Consider the following 18,999-nt stretch of genomic DNA (forward strand, 5'->3'; position numbering starts at 1 on the left):
AATTATTATGGAAGTGAATACAATTAAAAATACTATAAAAGATATATTACAATCCACACTAGGTCATGATCGCTTTACTATGGCAGATGAGCTTACAGCAAAAGATGTAGATGGGTGGGATTCATTATCACATATGATGATTATAACTAAAATAGAAGAAGTATTCGAGATTAAGTTTAAACTTAGAGATTTAAATAAACTTAAAAATATGGGATCTCTTGTTTCAGTAATACAAACAAAAATTTAATATATAAAAAGTGGTTTTTAATTCATTAAGTTTTATTGCATTTATTATTCCAGTATTTTTTATATACTGGGGGGTATGCAGTGGGTCTAATAAGTTGCAAAACATTTTTCTGCTAATAATAAGCCTGTTGTTTTATGCCTTTGCCGACTGGAGGTTTTTGGCATTACTAGGGGTAACTACTTTTGTAAACTATTATTTAGGAATAAAAATATATAAAGTACCTCAAGAACGCAAAAAAACAATCTTTTTGTATATAGGGATTCTTTTCAATTTAGGGATGTTAGTATATTTTAAATACTTTAATTTCTTTTATGAAAGCTTTTTTGATTTGTTAAGTCTTTTTGGAGTTGCTTCATCTCACAGTATATTGGTTATACTATTACCCTTAGGGATAAGCTTTTTTACATTTCAGGTTTTAGGGTATTTGGTGGATGTATATAATGAAGAAATAGAACCCAATACAGACTTACTAGAATTCTCTGTATTTGTTGCCTTTTTTCCAAAAATATTATCAGGACCTATAGAAAGAGCAGCCAGTTTTATTCCGCAAATTCAGAAAAAAAGAAAATTCTCTTATAAGGTTTGTGTAGATGGGTTACGACAGATATTATGGGGGCTTTTTGCCAAAGTAGTTATTGCTGAGAATTGTGCAGAATTCACAAACCGTATTTTTGATCAATATACAGATCAATCTGGAAGTTTATTGCTCATAGGAGCCTTCTTTTATGCAATTCAATTATATGCTGATTTTTCTGGATATTCAAATATGGCAATCGGAGTTTCAAAACTATTTGGAATACAACTAATGCGTAATTTTTCTACTCCATTTTTTGCAACTAATATTAGTGATTTTTGGAGAAGATGGCATATATCATTAACAACATGGATGTTGGATTATGTATTTACTCCACTTTCGTTTGTATTACGCAAGTATCAAAAAACAGGTGTGTTGTTGGCTATAGTAATTACTTTTATTTTAGTAGGGTTTTGGCATGGAGCAAATTGGACATTTATTGTATATGGACTTTTGCATGGGCTATATTTTATTCCGTTGGTATATTCTCAAAAAATGAATGTCAAACAAAAAGTAGCACAAGGAAAACGTTTACCCTCTATCAAAGAAACCATACAAATGCTAGCTTTGTTTATTTTGATTATGCTTACAGATATTTTCTTTAGAGCAAAAGATGTTACAACAGCATTAGATCATTTGAAGACTATTTTTTCTGCTAGTATATTTGATTTTCCTGCAGAAATATATGGAAATATTACAATCATTACTTTAACACTTATAGGTGTGTTTATGATAGTGGAATGGATTAATCGTGAACGAAAACACGATTTTGATATTGCAAACTGTAAAGGATATATACGATGGGGTTCTTATATATCAATATTTATATTGATCTTCTTTTTCGGGAGAAGTTCTGAAACTTTTATATACTTTCAATTTTAGGGTGTGATGAAGTTATTACTATTAAAATTAGCTCTTTTTTCTATACTATGCTTGACAATAGTAACTTTTGTATTGGTTAGGTATGGAGGGAATATTGACTTTTTTTATGAAAAATTCACTACCCCAAAAGCTAAATCAATGATTATAGGAGACTCTCGAAGTTTTCAAGGAATACAACCACGTGTACTAAATGAATATTTTGATGGGATAAATGATGATCTACCGATTTTGAATTATAGTTTTACTATTGCTCAAGCATTAATAGGGCCATTATATAACAATAGTATTTTTAAAAAAATTGATACTACCTCGAGGCAAGGAATCTTTATTATATCGATAACCCCAGAAATGTTAACCTCAAAAAAAGGATTTGATAATCAAAAAGGGGAATTTAGAGAGCAAGGGCAACCACCTCATAATATGAATATTGTAGATGTGAGTCCAAATTATGAATATATTGTAAAGAATCTTTCTTTTTTCCATTTTAGAGGAGCATTCTCCAAAAACTTTACATTACATAAAGATGGGTGGTTAGAAGAAACAAATTTGCCTGAAAATGAAGATGTACTGGAACAGTATAAAATAAAGCAAATTAACCTTTTTAAAGAAGGTAGAGAAGATTATCCATTATCTAAAGTTAGAATTAAAAGTTTACATCATCTTATTCGTAAATTGGAGAAATATGGGACAGTGTTTTTAGTAAGAATGCCAATTAGTAAAGAATTTTTGAAATATGAAGAACAATACTACCCGAGCTTTTCACATACGATAGATTCTATTACAAAAATTGATCATATTCCTTATTTTGATTTTAATGAGAGAGAAGCCCAATATAAAACATATGATGGGCATCATATTAATAAGTATGATGGAGTACGATTTACTGAGGATTTATGCGACTCAATTTCAAATTATCTAAAGAACAAATAAGATCAATATTTTAAACAATCAAAAAATAATAAATCAAAAACGATAGTAAGATAAGAAATGATAAAAAACATTAAAAATAATGAATACTAAGTATAGAAAACTATGAATACACTGGTATCTTTAGATTGGTATTATCCACTATATCTTAATACGTGCTTTTTTCTTATACTCTTCACTTTTTTGCATGCTCGTATCTTGGATATTAGTGATCATAAGAACTTAAGTTATGTTAATGTTGTAGGGTACATATTGTTATTCTTATTAATTATACACATAGGTCAAAGACCTGCCAGTGACCGTTTTGGAGATACAATTAATTACTATAGAGCATATACAGCATATAGACATGGAGCCCCGATTTTGAGTGTAAATGATTATGGCTGGCATGTATTTATGAAAACTATGGCTGGCTTTTCGTCTATTCATACATTTTTTACGATTTGTGCTTTTATCTATATTTTCCCGATGTACAAAATCTCAAAAGAATTTTTTGGGCACTATTGGTACTATGCCTTTATCATGTTTGTTATATCTTTTTCTTTTTGGACGTATGGGGTAAATGGTATGAGAAACGGAGCAGCTTGTTCTTTATTTCTTTGGGGGGTAAGTTGTCATAGAAATAAAGTACTCATGGGAGTATTTTTTCTATTGTCGACCTTTTTTCATAAAACCACATTTTTACCAATTATAGCATTTGTACTTACTTATTTTTATAATAATCCCAAGGTATATTTCAAAGTATGGTTACTATGTATTCCTTTATCATTGGCAATGGGGAGTGTTTGGGTTTCCCTTTTTGCAAATTTGGGTTTTGGAGATGACGATAGATTAGCAGGATATTTAACATCTCAAGCAGCAGAAGGAACATTTTCTAAAACAGGTTTTAGATGGGATTTTTTATTCCATAGTGCATTTGCAGTATTTGCAGGATGGTATTTTGTTTTTAAGGAAAAATACCACGATGAAATGTATAACAAATTACTGAATACCTATCTCACTTGTAATGGGTTTTGGATTTTAGTAATTAATGCCAATTACTCAAATAGGTTTGCATATTTATCATGGTTTATGATGGCCATTGTGATTATTTACCCTTTTTTGAAACAGAAATTTTTTAAAAATCATCATTTGGTAGTGGGAAAAGTAATGTTTGTTTATTTCGCATTTACCTATTTTATGTATTACTTTTTTTAAGGAAAACTCTTAAAGCTAAAAAAAATGAAAACGATTACAGTCTTTACACCCACTTATAATAGAGCATATTGTCTCGATCAGTGTTATCAAAGTTTGATAAGGCAAACCAATCAGGATTTTATATGGCTTATTATAGACGATGGTTCTACAGATGAGACCAAAGAGCTTGTGAATTCTTGGATACAGGAAAATAAAATTGCTCTCAAGTATCATTATCAGGAGAATCAAGGAATGCATGGAGGGCATAATGCTGCTTATCGTCTTATTGATACAACATTAAATGTATGTATCGATAGTGATGATTTTATGCCAGATAATGCGATAGAAAAAATTCTTGAACATTGGGAAGTAATCAAAGATAAACCAGAATATGTAGGTATTGTGGGGTTAGATGCAGATATCAAAGGGAATATTATAGGAACGTCTATCCCAGAAAATATTAAAGAAACAACGCTTTATGATATATACAATGTACATAAGATAAAAGGAGATAAAAAATTAGTATATAGAACCGAGATAGTAAAAAAATACCCAGCATACCCTATTTTTGAAGGAGAACGGTTTGTACCCCTTGGTTATTTATATCTGTTAATAGATCAGGATTATAAATTATTCCCTGTAAACGATGTGTTTTGTATTGTAGAATATCTTGAGGATGGATCAAGTATGAATATGTTAAAACAATATAGAAGACACCCTAATGGATTTGCATTTTCTAGAAAAAATAGAATGCGTTTGGCAAAAGACTTTAAAGAAAAATTTAAAAATGCCATTCATTATGTTTCGAGTGCCTTATTTACTAAAAACACCTCCTTTTTAAAAGAATCCCCCAAAAAGTTCACAACATTTATGGCAATCCCTTTTGGGGTACTATTAAACTTGTATATAAGATATAAAACAAGAGGGGAGTTCTAATGGCAGTGTTTAGAGTATTACAGGTTTTTACAATTATGAATCGTGGAGGAGCAGAATCCATGATCCTGAATTATTATAGAAATATAAATAGAGAAAAGATTCAGTTTGATTTTTTAGTATTTAGGAAAGAAAAAGCAATTTTTGATGACGAAATAGAAAGTTTAGGAGGAAAAATATATAAAATCAATGCTATCAACCCATTATTTCCTGGCAAAGGATATACAGAATTGCGTAACTTTTTTAAGCAACACAACTATACTGTAGTACATTCTCACTTAAATACATTTAGTTGTTTTCCGTTGAAAATAGCAAAAGAGTTTAACATTCCATGTAGGATAGCACATGCACACATTGCTATGAGTAAGTTGAGCATAACATCTATTATAACTGGTAAAGAAAGTTTTTCTGAAGGTGTAAAAAAGAGTATAAAATTTCAACTTAAAAAAAGAATAACAAGGTATACAACTCATCATTTTTCATGTGGAGAAAAAGCGGGAGAATGGCTCTTTGGTAAGCAAACCCCTTTTCTTACAATGAATAATGCAATTGATAGCGAATTGTTTGTTTATAATCCAGAACAAGCATCAGAGTATAGAAAAAAACTAGCTATAAAAGATGAATTTGTAATTGGGCATGTAGGGCGTTTTGATAGCCAAAAAAATCATATGTTTTTATTACATATATTTGCATCGTTACTTACCCTAAACCCTAATAGTAAGCTAGTTCTTATTGGCGATGGTCCTTTAAGAAGTATAATAGAAAAAGAAGCTATAAACCTTTCTATTGAGGATAAAGTCAAATTTTTGGGAGTTCAAACAGATATCCCTCAATGGTGCCATATGATGGATGCTTTTGTATTTCCTTCACTCTATGAAGGATTACCAGTTACATTAATCGAAGCACAGGCAGCAGGTTTAAAAGTTTTTGCTGCTGATACCATAACAGATGAGGTATGTTTATCTGATCTTATTGAATTTATTTCTCTAGATAAATCAGCAAAATATTGGGCAGAAAAAATAGTACAAATAGATACAACAACAAGAAAAAATATGCAGAGTTTGATTTGTGATGAGGGGTATGATATTAAATCCAATGCAATTAAAATGCAGGAGTTTTACCTTCAACAAAAACACACATAACGAATCATGGGGGGACTAAAAGAAAAAATATATAATAATTTACCATATCCGTTTAAGTTTATTTTATTAAATGTAAAAGGATATTTAAATACTAAGCAACGATATAACAAAGAGTTTGCATCATTACTCAAAGAACATATTAATCTTTGGAATGCTGATATTGACCGTGTAAAAGCATTTCAGAAAGATAAATTACAACTACTACTCTCAGAAGTATACCAATATTCTGATTGGTATAGTACTATTATGAAAGATGTAGGGGTTACAATGCAGGACATAGAAAATGATCCGTTTGAGGTACTTAAAAAAATGCCTGTTTTGCAAAAAACAGAACGAAAAACTAAGGTAGATGCCATAGTTAATAAAAAAAGAGAAACCGCTATGGTAGGACATACTAGTGGTACTTCTGGATCGCCTACTATAGATTATATTGATGTAGAATCGATTAATGTATCATTTGCTATTTGGAAAAGGTTTCATCATGTGATAGGAGTTCCTGCAAAAAGCAGGCAAGTACGATTTTCGGGTAGATTGATTGTAGATACCAACACAAAAAAACCTCCATTTTGGGTATACAATTATTTTGAGAATCAACTATTGATGTCTACTTATCATCTTACAGATGATAATCTAAAATCATATATAAAAAAACTGAATGCTTTCAAACCCCAATTAATAGACGGATATCCCTCTGCTATTTATATCATTAGCCGTTATATTAATAAGCATAATATAAAAATAAACTTTACACCAAAAGCAATTGCAGTAACAGCAGAAACCTTGTATGATTATCAACGAATCGAAATAGAAAAGGCATTTAACTGCCATGTTTATAATCAATATGCATCTAGTGAGGGGAGTCCTTTTATCACAGAATGTACTAATGGTAATTTACATCTTAATCTAGATTCAGGAGTTTTTGAATTTATAAACACCAAAGGAGAACCAGCAAAAGCAGGAGAAATAGCAAAGCTCATTGTAACGAGCTTTATAAACTACAAAACTCCTCTGATTCGGTATAGTATAGAAGATACTGTTTTATTATCAGAAGAAGGAAAAATATGCGATTGTGGCTGTGCAATGCCAATGATAGAAAAGATTATTGGAAGAGAAGACGATATCTTATGGACAGAAGAAAAAGGGTATGTTGGTAGAATGGATACTGCATATAAAGGAATAGAAGGAATTGTAAAAGGACAGATCATACAGAACAGCCCAGATAAAGTTACAATTAATCTGATTACCGATGAAAAGTTTGATGATAGTATGAGCAATCAATTTCTGTACAATTTAAAAGCTAGATTAGGAAATACTGTTGAATATAGTGTCTATATAGTAAATGAAATTCCGTTAGGAGCTAATGGAAAGTTTGATGCTGTAAAAAGAAATTTTGAACTTCAGTTTTAACAAAAAAGAATGAGGTCATTTTAAAAAAATAATAACCAACTACAATATGAAACCAATTCGTATTCTTCAGGTATTAACTATAATGAACAGGGGAGGAGCTGAGACTATGGTGATGAACTATTATAGGAATATTGATAGAAACAAAGTACAGTTTGATTTTTTACTACATAGGCAAGAAAGAGGAGTGTTTGATGATGAGATAGAATCTTTAGGAGGAAAAATACATCGATTACAGAATATAAGTTTCCGTAATTTATCGGGATATCGTAAAGCGTTGGATCATTTTTTTCAACATCATCCAGAATATCAAATAGTACATTCACATCTTAATGCATTAAGTACTTTTGTTTTAAAATCAGCAAAAAAACAAGGTGTCAAAACTCGAATAGCACATAGCCATACCAGCTTGTATAACCTTAATCTCAACCCTTTTTCAAAAAACAGACATAGTTTAAATTTTGCATTTCGATTTTTTGCTCAAAACATGCTAAAAAAGCAAGTGCCCAAGTATGCAAATTATTATTATTCATGTGGAGATAAGGCAGGACAATGGTTATTTGGGAAAAAGAATACACAAAAAATTAAAATTATAAACAACGCAATAGACTCTTCAAAATTTGTGTATGATAGAGAGCAGTCTGAAAGGATAAAGAAAGAACTACAAATAGAAGATACATTTGTTATAGGTCATGTTGGTAACTTTGTTCCAGAGAAAAATCACTCCTTTCTTTTAGAAATATTTAAAGAAATACAACGAGAAAAGAAGGATAGTGTATTAATTCTGGTTGGCGCAGGTGAAAGAGCACAGTATGAGCAAATGACATCAACATTGGGTATAGAAAAAGAAGTTCATTTTCTTGGAGCAAGAAATGATGTCCCCGATCTATTACAGGCAATAGATGTGTTTTTGTTTCCTTCTACCAATGAAGGACTTCCTGTTACGCTTATAGAAGCGCAAGCAGCGGGGTTAAAAATAATTGCTTCTGATGAAATTTCTAAAGAACTCGACATTACAGGAATGATCGATTTTGTTTCTCTAAGCCAATCTCCAAAATATTGGGCAGAACTACTATTGAAATCAGTAAATTATAATAGAACGAATACAATGAATAAAATTATTGAAGGGAATTATGATATTAAAAATAATGCCACAATGCTTCAGGAATTTTATTGTAATCAAGTAAACAAATAAATCAATGTGCGGAATTAATGGTTTAATATCAATACAGCAAGAAGAACAAAGTAAGCTGGATGATTATATTACTAGAATGAATGATATGATTATTCATCGCGGACCAGATGACGATGGGGCTTTTACATATTCTGATAAAGAAGGAGCAATAGCCATGGGAATGCGAAGATTATCAATAATTGATTTGAATTCGGGGAAACAACCTATCTATTCAGAAGATAAGAATATTGTGATTGTTTTCAACGGAGAAATATATAATTATAGAACGTTACGAAACGAGCTTGAAACCTTAGGAGCAACCTTTACAACCCAAAGTGATACTGAAGTTATTCTGAAATTATATGAAAATCAAGGAACATCATCATTTCATAAGTTGGATGGTATGTTTGGTTTTAGTATCTATGATAAAAAGAAAAACAAGGTTTTTATTGCCAGAGATTTTTTTGGAGAAAAACCGTTGTATTATACAGAAAAGGAAGGGAAGTTTATATGGGCATCAGAACTTAAATCTGTCTTAAAAATAATAGATACAGTTCCATCAATTGACAAAAAAGGATTGAATCTGTTTTTTAAACTTACCTATATCCCTGCACCATTTACTATTTATGAAGGGATACATAAATTAGAATCTAATCACTTTATAACATATGATTTGTCAACTCATACACATAGTATTGAATGTATTGAAGAGATAACTCAAGCAAAAAAAGAAAATGTTTCTTTTGAAGATGCAAAATCTTCGGTAAAAGAGTTAGTGAATGAAAGTGTTGTTAGTCGTTCTGTATCAGATGTGCCTATCGGAACATTTTTATCAGGAGGAGTCGACTCGTCTATTGTATCCTTATGTTTGGCAAAAATGAACCATGCAAAAATCAATACATTTTCGATAGGGTTTGCCAAAAAATCATATGATGAAACTGATAAGGCAAGAACAGTATCTAAGCTTATAAATAGTCATCATCACGAATTTATTCTGGATGAAAAAGACCTTGAAAGTAATATTGATAAAATTCTACTCAATTTTGATGAGCCTTTTGCAGATTCTTCTTCCTTACCTACGTATCTGGTGGCAAATAAAACATCTGAACATGTTAAGGTTGCCCTAACAGGAGATGGAGGAGATGAGGTTTTTGGAGGGTATAATAAGTACCATATGGGTAATATTAATAAAAAATATACCAGTATGGTTCCTAGAGGAATTCATAACCTTATCAAAAAGACGAATGACCTTCTTATAAAACCCAAGCATGATAAAAGAGGAATGCGATATAGGGTTGATAAATTACTTAATGCAATAGATTATTCTGATAATTATTATTGGGATATTATCTCTTTGGGATATGCAGGAGATAGTTTGTCATCTTACCTTTTGCCAGAAATGATAGAAGCAAATCCATTTGCATTTTATCAGGATACTACAGGGATTCGCTCGCCAAAAGATCTTACAGAGTACAGAACAATAGATAAACATATGAGTCTAGAAGGGGATATGCTGGTAAAGGTTGATAGGACTAGTATGTTAAGTTCGATAGAATGTAGAGCACCTTTTTTAAACAAAAAGATTTGGAAATATACAAATACATTACCCGATGATTACTTGATGAAAGGGTGGAATAAAAAGTATATTTTGAAAGAAGCTTTTAGAGAAGAATTCCCAAAAGACTTTTTAGATAAGTCTAAATCAGGGTTTGGAGTTCCAGTAGGAGATTGGTTACGTTCTGCTCTACGCCAAGATTTAGAGAATTGTATAAGTGATACATTATTAGATACTCAAAATATATTTCAAAAAGATACTATTAAAAAACTGGTAACAGATCATTTAAACGGAAAAGACAATACATTCAAGGTTTGGACATTTTATTGCTTTCAAAAATGGTATATACACAGTTATGTAGCAAGTGAAAATGAAATATTGTTGAAAAAATAATATTTAATAATAAGATATAAAACAAACCCATAATCACTTATAATCGATGTTTTTTAATTCTATTGATTTTTTTATTTTTTTATTGATAGTATTGTTTTGTTATTGGTGTCTGGTCAATAAAAGCATTAAACTACAAAACATATTGGTGTTGGTGGCTAGTTATGTGTTTTATGGTTGGTGGGATTATCGTTTTTTATCTTTAATCGCTATTAGTACTACCATAGATTATTTTGTTGGGTTAAGACTTTATGCATCTAGAGATAGAGCTATAAGAAAAAGATGGCTTTGGGTAAGTATAGTATGTAATATCGGACTTCTTGGTTTTTTTAAATACTATAATTTCTTTGTTGAATCCTGGGTAGAAATGTTTTTTGCTTTTGGGTATACAATTAAGAGTACGTGGACTTTAAATGTAATTCTACCAGTAGGGATTTCTTTTTATACATTCCAGACATTATCATACGCTATTGATATTTATAAAGAAAAACTAAAGCCAACCAAAGATTTTATCGCATTTGCAACTTTTGTGTCGTTTTTTCCTCAGTTAGTTGCTGGGCCAATAGAAAGGGCTTCCAATCTATTGCCTCAGTTTTTAGAGCAAAGAAAATATACGTATCATAATGTTTCTTCTGGAGTAAAACTTATGATTTGGGGTTTTTTCTTGAAACTAGTGGTTGCAGATAGAGCAGCGATATATGTAGATGCTGTGTATAATAATATAGATAATCATGAAGGGTTGAGTTTTATTGCAGCAACGATTTTATTTGCATTTCAGATATATGGTGATTTTGCAGGGTATTCTTTGATAGCAATTGGTACGGCCAAATTCTTTGGATTTCATTTGATGACCAATTTCAGGAGACCATATTTCTCTGCCTCAGTTAGTGAATTTTGGACCAGATGGCATATTTCGTTATCTACATGGTTTAGAGATTATTTATATATACCACTGGGAGGAAATCGGGTAGTAAAAATTAGATGGCTTTTTAACCTTTTTATTACCTTTTTGATTAGTGGGTTGTGGCATGGTGCTAATTGGACCTTTGTGATCTGGGGAGCTTTAAATGGTATTTATCTTATTATTGAAGTACTGTGGTTTAAGAAAGATCGAAAAGGGATCGCAACTATCTTTTTGACATTTTGTTTGATAAATTTTGCTTGGATATTTTTTAGGGCAAATAGTATTGATGATGCTTTGCATATGATAAAAGTTATTTTTACCTCACCAGGAAGACTATATATTGGTAGTGGAGATGATATAGCTGCTTCAATCTATGCAACGTTAGCGATTGCAATATTACTTTTTGTAGAATTTAAAAAAGAATATTTTGATACTCTTTTTTCGATTTCTAAAAGTAAGTATGAAATGATTAGAATAATAGGATATGCTATTGTAGTTTTTATGATTTTATATCTGGGAGTTTTTGGAAAAAGTCAATTCATTTATTTTCAATTTTGAAACTATGGTTACCAAAGAATATAAATTGACAATTATCAAAATAATAAAGTTTACAATCGTTTTCTTGATTGTAGATTTTGTTTTAGGAATAATTTCTAACCAACTATTTTATAGTCAGGAGACTGGGAAATATGCAAGATCAACTCATGCTGTAGAAAAAACAAATGCAGAAATAATAGTATTTGGTAGTTCTCACGCACATAGACATTATGTTCCTAAAATCTTTGAAAAAGAACTAGGTAAAACATGTTATAATGCTGGTGCAGAAGGGCAACAATTACTGTATCATACAGCACTTCAGGAAATGATATTGAAAAGGGTAAAACCAAAACTTATTGTCCTGAATATAGATGAAAACTTTTTATATACCTCAAAACAAGCGTATGATAGGCTTAGTGACCTACATCCTTACTATGCAGGTCATAGTAAGGAATTAAGTGCAATACTTGGATTAAAATCCAGATTTATTGATTTCAAGTTGTTTTTTAAATCCTATCAAATGAACTCTACTATTGTTCATGCATTACGATATTATGTATCACCACAGTTGGATTATCATGGGTATCGTCCTCTTTATGGAAAAATAAACCCTAATAAAGTAAATTCTCATACCAAAGAAGAAGTAAAAGAATATGTAGAATTGATAGATGATAATTTTGTTGAGGTGGTAGAAAAATTTATTGATAATGCCAGAAATAATGGTTGTGAACTTGTGTTTGTAACCTCTCCGACGTTTAATAAGGTGAACCATGATAAAAATAAATCATTCATCAGGATTAAAGAAATAATAGCAACCAAAAAAGTTCCTTTTATAGATTTCTTTAATTCATCAGATTTTAATGGTAAATCAGAATTATTTCATGATTTTTCACATTTAAACAATGATGGAGCAGAGTTGTTTACAAAACAGCTTACAAAAAAAATAATGGATATGAATTTGATTAATTATAATAAAAAAATGATAGAGTAGAGTACTATCTGTAAGGTATGAAATATTCATTTTAATAATATAAAAACAATAATTTAATGCTTTTTAACTCATTAGAATTTTTTCTGTTTTTGCCTTTAGTTTTTGTATTGTATTGGTTTGTAGTACATAAAAACTTAAAACTTCAGAATTTTCTGGTCCTTATTGCCAGTTATGTATTTTATGGTTGGTGGGATTATAGGTTTTTATCATTGATAGCACTGAGCACGGTAGTAGATTATTATATTGGTTTAACTATAGATAATACACCCAAAAAATCAATTAAAAAACGATGGCTTTGGGCAAGTATGTTGTTTAATTTGGGATTGTTAGGCTTTTTTAAGTATTATAACTTTTTTGTAGATTCTTGGGTTGATGCGTTGAGTACATTAGGTTATAATGTAGAAAATACTTGGACACTTAAAGTAATTCTTCCTGTAGGAATTAGTTTTTATACTTTCCAGACCATGTCATACTCAATAGATATTTATAGAGAAAAATTAAAACCTACTAAAGATTTTATTGCTTTTGCAGCTTTTGTTTCGTTTTTCCCTCAATTGGTTGCTGGCCCTATCGAGAGAGCTTCTAATTTATTACCTCAAATGCTTGCAAAACGTAGGTTTGATAAAACACGAGCAATACAAGGAGTAGAACTCATTGTATGGGGGATGTTTAAAAAAGTAGTTATCGCAGATTCTTTTGCACCTGTAGTCAATGATATATTTACTCATTATTCAGATTATTCTGGCGGAACTTTGATTATAGGAGCCATATTATTTGCATTTCAGATTTATGGAGACTTTAGTGGATATTCTGATATTGCTATAGGAACAGCCAGATTGTTTGGGTTTGATTTGATGACTAATTTTAATTTTCCGTATTTCTCGCGAAGTATAGGGGAGTTTTGGAGAAAGTGGCATATCTCATTATCTACATGGTTTAGAGATTATTTGTATATCCCGTTAGGAGGATCTAAAGTTGGGAGATTTATGGGAGTTAGAAACGTATTTGCTATATTTCTTGTAAGTGGTTTTTGGCATGGAGCTAATTGGACTTTTATTGCATGGGGAGGAATTCATGCACTTTTGTTTATCCCTTCATTCATATTGGGGACCAATAGAAAACATTTGGATAATGGAGTAGAACAACGAAGCATAATTTCTCATATTAGTGATTTTACACGTGTTTTATATACTTTTTTTGTTGTAACCTTAGCTTGGGTATTTTTTAGAGCAGATTCTATCAAAGATGCAATTCTTTATATCAAAGGAATTAACTCTTTAGATATGGATGCATCTAGTTTTATAATGCTTTCTGATATTTTATTAATTATAGTCTTACTAGTATTAGATTTCATGAGATATAAAAACATTAAAATTCATATTACTATATGGATACTTATTGTTATTGCAATCATAGGAGCATTAAATAGAGAAGTACAGGCAGAATTTATTTATTTTCAATTTTAGATATGAAGTATATTAAGAAAATAATTGTATTTGTAATACTATTAGAAGTTATTAATCTAGTCGTTGGAGTTTTTTATAATGGTAAAGATGCTTTTTTATCTATTACAGGCTTTAATGCACCGCCTTTGTATTATGATATGGATTCTCTATATGGGGTAACAAGGCAAAAAAACACAAAACAAATAAATCAATATCCTTGGGGAGGAGTTGTTAATCAAATTAATTCTTATGGTTTTAGAGATGATGAATTTACAAATGAAGGAACTCTTGTTGTAGGAAACTCTTTTGTAGAAGGATATGGAATGAACAATGAAGATAGATTTTCTGAAAAAATTGAAAAAGAATTAAACACAGTAATACATAATGCAGGATCAGGAGGTGTATGGACCCCCATACAAGGAGTGGTTTTGCTAGAACACTTGGTAAGGGCAGAAAAACTTGATTTTGATAAAATCATTTTTGTAATGACTCCCGCAGAGATTATTAATATAGGGAAAAGAAACCCTAAGAATGATTCAGGAAGAAGTTATCCCTATAAAAAAGGAGAAGAAATCAAATTTCATAAAGCCAAAAATAATAATTTTGGAGACAGTTTGTCATTGCCTAACAAGGTGAAAAGGTTTTGTAAAAGCTTGTTAATGTTTAAAGTATATAATATGTTTAAATATTACGGAGCTGCAAAAGTGAAAGCTAAAACATTAGAGTTTGATAAATACAAATTGGATTGGTTATTTAAAAAAATTGAAGAACAAGAACTTAATCAAGTGATTGATGTTGTTGTTATCAATAATTTAAGGAGAACAAAATTAGCAACAATTGAAGAATATAATATAGATTCTGAGGCTATACGTTTTCACGTACTACAATTTCCTGATGAATTAAGTAATTATTTTGTTTCTAATGGACACTTAAACGAAAAAGGAAATACAGTATTGGCAGAACTTTTGCAATCAGTGTTTAAGTAACATATAAAAAAGATCACCAAGGGGTGATCTTTTCTATAAATAGTTATATTATAGCATTAGTTACAGATATTTCCATTTAATGTAACCTCACTAGAGTTAGTCGAAGCATCGATATTGATACACTCATAACGAGGATTCTCAGGGAAATCTATAGTGTTTTGACTGGCTTTTATGGCTGTATTAACGCCTGTTAAAGATACTCCATGAGAATTAGCTGTAGAAATACTATTTGAAGCCAAATCAACTTTGGAAGCATTTGCTAATAAAATAGGCCCTTTAGACATATTGTTATTATAAGTAACCCCTTTTGTTTTGGAGAACACAACAGAAGCAGAAGAGTCAAAGTCATTATTATTGACATTTATTTTATAATTTTCCTGACCTGCTTCTTGGTTAACAGCAACAAAATATAGATGATTCGCTTTTACATCAATATGGTAGTTAGTAGTATTATGAGAATGAATAGTAACATTATTTGCAAATGTAGATTGAATACTAATCCCTCTACTTGATGATAAATCACTAGTAATAAGATTTTCATATACAACGGTTTCTTTCTCAATTTCTTTGAGTTGGATTCCATTAGTATTGTTTGTCAATTTATTTTTATAAATACTTACTTCTCCAAAATATGCAGATATTGCAACACCATAACCAGATATTTTATTTCCAGATATTTCATTGTCAAAAACCGTATCACCTGTACCACCTGCATCTATTGCAGGGAAATTTTTTGATTTCTCTGAAGCGATAAATGTATTATTACGTATTTTGGTATTACTGGCAAGACTCCAAGATATTTTATTTTCTAATGTATTATTTTCAAGAACAATCCTATTACCGATAAAAACATTAAACGCTCCTCGTCTGCTTCCTGTTTCTTTATTACCAGTTACAACAACATCTTGTACAACTTGATAATTAATTAATTCACCAGTAGTAGTATCTCTACTTCTTACAGGCTCAATATTAATTGCAAACCCAACAACTCCACCATCAGAATTGGCAGTCGGTAAGGCTGTATCTATAAAAGTATTATTTTCAATTCTAATATCACGGCCATCAGTTAGTGCTATACTCATCATTCGTACTTTATCAAAAGTACAATTCTTGATTATTACATTTCTAGTAGGGTTATAATCTGGATTAAAAGAAAATCCTGTAGAATTAATATCTACACCCCCTACAGAACCCATAGTGAATTTTACATTGTCGACAACGACATTATTACCAGATCTTATTTTACATAGATGTGTGCCAGATTCTTCATTTTCTGATGCATACTTTCTTAAATCTCTATCACCATACAAAGTACCACCGCTTATAATTACATTAGAAGCTTCATGAACCGCTAATAATGAAGCAGCTATTCTTCCTTCTGTAGGAAATACTCTTAAAACAGTTTTATCTGACATTTTAAGATGAAAATCTGAAGGAACATTTATAGCTTCCAAGTGTGGGTAAAAGTTTTGATTTGAAGTCGTACTAGTAACTGTAGCAACTTCAAAATAAGCATCAAACTTTCCTATTTCAAATGTTGTAGCTCCCAATTCTTTAGTCCAGAATATTAATTTTTCTAGTTCGGTATTATTTTTAAGTGCTACTGATTTTGAAGGAGGAATTGGGTTTGATGAATTTTTGACTTCTTCAATTTGATCCCATCTAGAAGCATAAAACTTGAATGTAGGCTCTTCAAGTTGAACATTTCCTTCTACCTCAAGTTTTGAACTTAATAATTCTCCAGCAATAAGGCCTCCATTAAAAATTAATTTACCGTTTAGAATATCTCCTCCTTCAAATTCAAAATTAACATTTTCAGGTAGTGTTATAGTTTCTCCATTTAGGTCAAGAATACAATTAAGAATTATTGTAGAATTAGGAGCAACATTAGATAAATCAAAATCACAAGGAGTTGTTATTGTGTTTGGTGTAGGATCAGGAGTAGTGTCTGAATCAGGTTTTTCTGCAGTTTCAGGAGTAGAGTCATTAAAGTTTTCTTTGCTACAGGATATAGCAATGCAACTCATAAGAATAAGTAGGTAATAAGATAATTTTTTCATTTGGGGGGGATTGTTTTTTAGGTTATTTATTCCAACAACGTAATATTAGATGTTAAATTGTGTGAAAATTAATTTGAAATGTTAAATTTTTTTCAAACCACTGAAATAATTGATTTTATTGGTGTTAACCCTATTTATTTTGTTGCTTAACCGTAGTAAAAATATACTTTTTTTAAACTTGTTTTTTTATCGAATATTAAAAAAAATGAAAGAAACATTGTTTTTAAGTTTTCAAACTAAAGCATATAGTTATATTTGTATTCGAAAATTTTTTATCGTTACCCCGTTGTTTATTCTGAATTAGTATTTACAAAGTATTATTTAAGAGCTTTATCTTTTGTATTAGTTACTTAAATAATATTTTTAAAAGCTATTAATTTTGTGGTTTTTTGGATCACAGATATTTGAGTTGTACTTTTTGTATAAAAGTACATGGTATCAGCGGTTTCTGGCTTACATACTATAAGAACAAACAAACAAGGGTTTTTTTGGATTATATGTTTAAGTTTGGGAAAAATGCAAAAATTAATTAGGGTTACTACAGTACCTATTTCATTGGGGAAATTATTGCAAGGGCAATTAAAATTTATGTCTCAATATTATGAGATTATTGGGGTGTCAAGCTCTGGTGATGATCAACTGGATATTGTATCCGAAAATGAGGAAGTACCAGTAATTCCTGTTGAAATGACCCGAAAAATTACTCCACTACAAGATCTTAAAGCAGTATACCAATTATATAAGATATTCAAAAAAGAAAAACCAACAATAGTTCATAGTCATACTCCTAAGGCTGGAACATTATCAATGATTGCCGCAAAAATGGCTGGTGTACCACATCGATTGCATACAATTGCAGGATTACCACTACTAGAAGCAAAAGGGAGTAAAAGAATATTGCTAGACACAGTAGAAAAAATAACGTATGGTTGTGCAACCAAAATTTATCCTAATTCTACAGGGCTTCACACGATTGTTACAGATAATAAATATACATCTTCAAAGAAATTAAAAGTTATTGGTAATGGAAGCTCAAATGGTATAGATACCTCTTTTTTTGACCCATCATTATATTCTGAAGAAGAAAATGTTGTATTGTCCAAAAGTTTGGGGATTGATCCAAATGATATTGTAATTGTATTTGTAGGGCGATTAGTAACCGATAAAGGAATAAATGAACTCATACGAGCTTTCAAAAAAATTAATGAGATTCATACCAATGTGAAATTACTTCTGGTAGGGACTTATGAAAAAGATCTAGATCCATTATTACCTGATATTGAAAAAGAAATTAATACCAATACAAATATTATAATGGTGGGATGGCAAGATGATGTACGCCCTTATTTTGCAATATCAGATTTATTAGCATTCCCTAGTTATAGAGAAGGTTTTCCTAATGTAGTGATGCAAGCGGGAGCTATGGGACTAGCAAGTATTGTTACAGATATTAATGGGTGTAATGAAATCGTAACTGATGGTGAAAATGGTAAGATAATTCCTGTAAAAGATACAGAAGCTTTGTTTAATAGTATAAAAATACTGGTAGAAGATCATGAGCTTAGAAAAAATATAGCCGCCAGAGCCAGAGCATCTATAACAAGTAGATATGAACGGACCTATATTTGGAAAGAACTTTTAAAAGAATATGAATCACTAGATCATTAAGAAA

Annotated in this window: 15 protein-coding genes; 14 read left to right on the top strand and 1 reads right to left on the bottom strand. The window is 30.5% G+C overall.

The features are described 5' to 3' along the window. The first annotated feature begins 13 nt into the window (after positions 1 to 13). The 13 genes from DG508_RS11975 (at position 14) to DG508_RS12035 (ending at position 15,267) form a co-directional block, all read left to right on the top strand. Entirely contained in the window at positions 14 to 247 is a 234-nt protein-coding gene (locus DG508_RS11975; protein ID WP_234418225.1) for an acyl carrier protein, read from the top strand. Positions 248 to 341: 94 nt separating this feature from the next. Next, the gene (locus tag DG508_RS11980) at positions 342 to 1,703 is read left to right on the top strand and encodes an MBOAT family O-acyltransferase (RefSeq protein WP_159090804.1); all 1,362 of its coding nucleotides are present in this window, start codon (positions 342 to 344) and stop codon (positions 1,701 to 1,703) included. A gap of 6 nt (positions 1,704 to 1,709) precedes the next feature. Then, positions 1,710 to 2,633, top strand: a complete 924-nt coding sequence (locus DG508_RS11985; protein WP_108868365.1) for a hypothetical protein — start codon at positions 1,710 to 1,712, stop codon at positions 2,631 to 2,633. A 102-nt stretch (positions 2,634 to 2,735) separates the two neighbouring features. Further along, a complete protein-coding gene (locus tag DG508_RS11990) occupies positions 2,736 to 3,827 on the top strand; it encodes an EpsG family protein (protein WP_108868366.1) in 1,092 nt (363 codons plus the stop codon). A 24-nt stretch (positions 3,828 to 3,851) separates the two neighbouring features. Beyond that, positions 3,852 to 4,742: a glycosyltransferase family 2 protein gene (locus tag DG508_RS11995; RefSeq protein WP_108868367.1), complete on the top strand. Its 891-nt coding sequence runs from the start codon at positions 3,852 to 3,854 to the stop codon at positions 4,740 to 4,742. Beyond that, positions 4,742 to 5,881 (top strand): glycosyltransferase family 1 protein, encoded by a 1,140-nt coding sequence (locus DG508_RS12000; protein WP_108868368.1) that lies wholly within the window; start codon positions 4,742 to 4,744, stop codon positions 5,879 to 5,881. The genes DG508_RS11995 and DG508_RS12000 overlap by 1 nt, the downstream gene beginning before the upstream one ends. A gap of 6 nt (positions 5,882 to 5,887) precedes the next feature. After that, a complete protein-coding gene (locus DG508_RS12005) occupies positions 5,888 to 7,288 on the top strand; it encodes a phenylacetate--CoA ligase family protein (protein ID WP_108868369.1) in 1,401 nt (466 codons plus the stop codon). Between the two features lie 46 nt (positions 7,289 to 7,334). Further along, positions 7,335 to 8,480, top strand: a complete 1,146-nt coding sequence (locus DG508_RS12010) for a glycosyltransferase family 1 protein (protein WP_108868370.1) — start codon at positions 7,335 to 7,337, stop codon at positions 8,478 to 8,480. A gap of 4 nt (positions 8,481 to 8,484) precedes the next feature. Continuing rightward, entirely contained in the window at positions 8,485 to 10,407 is a 1,923-nt protein-coding gene (gene asnB, locus DG508_RS12015) for an asparagine synthase (glutamine-hydrolyzing) (protein ID WP_108868371.1), read from the top strand. A gap of 46 nt (positions 10,408 to 10,453) precedes the next feature. After that, on the top strand, positions 10,454 to 11,866 hold the full coding sequence (locus DG508_RS12020; RefSeq protein WP_108868372.1) for an MBOAT family O-acyltransferase: 1,413 nt from the start codon (positions 10,454 to 10,456) through the stop codon (positions 11,864 to 11,866). Then, positions 11,832 to 12,836, top strand: coding sequence for an SGNH/GDSL hydrolase family protein (locus DG508_RS12025; protein WP_108868373.1), 1,005 nt, complete (start codon positions 11,832 to 11,834; stop codon positions 12,834 to 12,836). The genes DG508_RS12020 and DG508_RS12025 overlap by 35 nt, the downstream gene beginning before the upstream one ends. A 56-nt stretch (positions 12,837 to 12,892) precedes the next feature. Beyond that, positions 12,893 to 14,302, top strand: a complete 1,410-nt coding sequence (locus DG508_RS12030; protein WP_108868374.1) for an MBOAT family O-acyltransferase — start codon at positions 12,893 to 12,895, stop codon at positions 14,300 to 14,302. A 2-nt stretch (positions 14,303 to 14,304) separates the two neighbouring features. Further along, a complete protein-coding gene (locus tag DG508_RS12035; RefSeq protein WP_108868375.1) occupies positions 14,305 to 15,267 on the top strand; it encodes a hypothetical protein in 963 nt (320 codons plus the stop codon). 56 nt (positions 15,268 to 15,323) lie between these two features. Here DG508_RS12035 and DG508_RS12040 read toward each other — a convergent pair whose 3' ends face one another. Beyond that, on the bottom strand, positions 15,324 to 17,327 hold the full coding sequence (locus tag DG508_RS12040; RefSeq protein ID WP_108868376.1) for a right-handed parallel beta-helix repeat-containing protein: 2,004 nt from the start codon (positions 17,325 to 17,327) through the stop codon (positions 15,324 to 15,326). 516 nt (positions 17,328 to 17,843) lie between these two features. On the opposite strand from DG508_RS12040, the gene DG508_RS12045 reads away from it, so the two are divergent. Continuing rightward, positions 17,844 to 18,995, top strand: a complete 1,152-nt coding sequence (locus DG508_RS12045; protein ID WP_108868587.1) for a glycosyltransferase family 4 protein — start codon at positions 17,844 to 17,846, stop codon at positions 18,993 to 18,995. The last annotated feature ends 4 nt before the right edge of the window (positions 18,996 to 18,999 follow it).

The organism is Aquimarina aquimarini (genome assembly GCF_900299535.1).
Taxonomy (GTDB): Bacteria; Bacteroidota; Bacteroidia; order Flavobacteriales; family Flavobacteriaceae; genus Aquimarina; species Aquimarina aquimarini.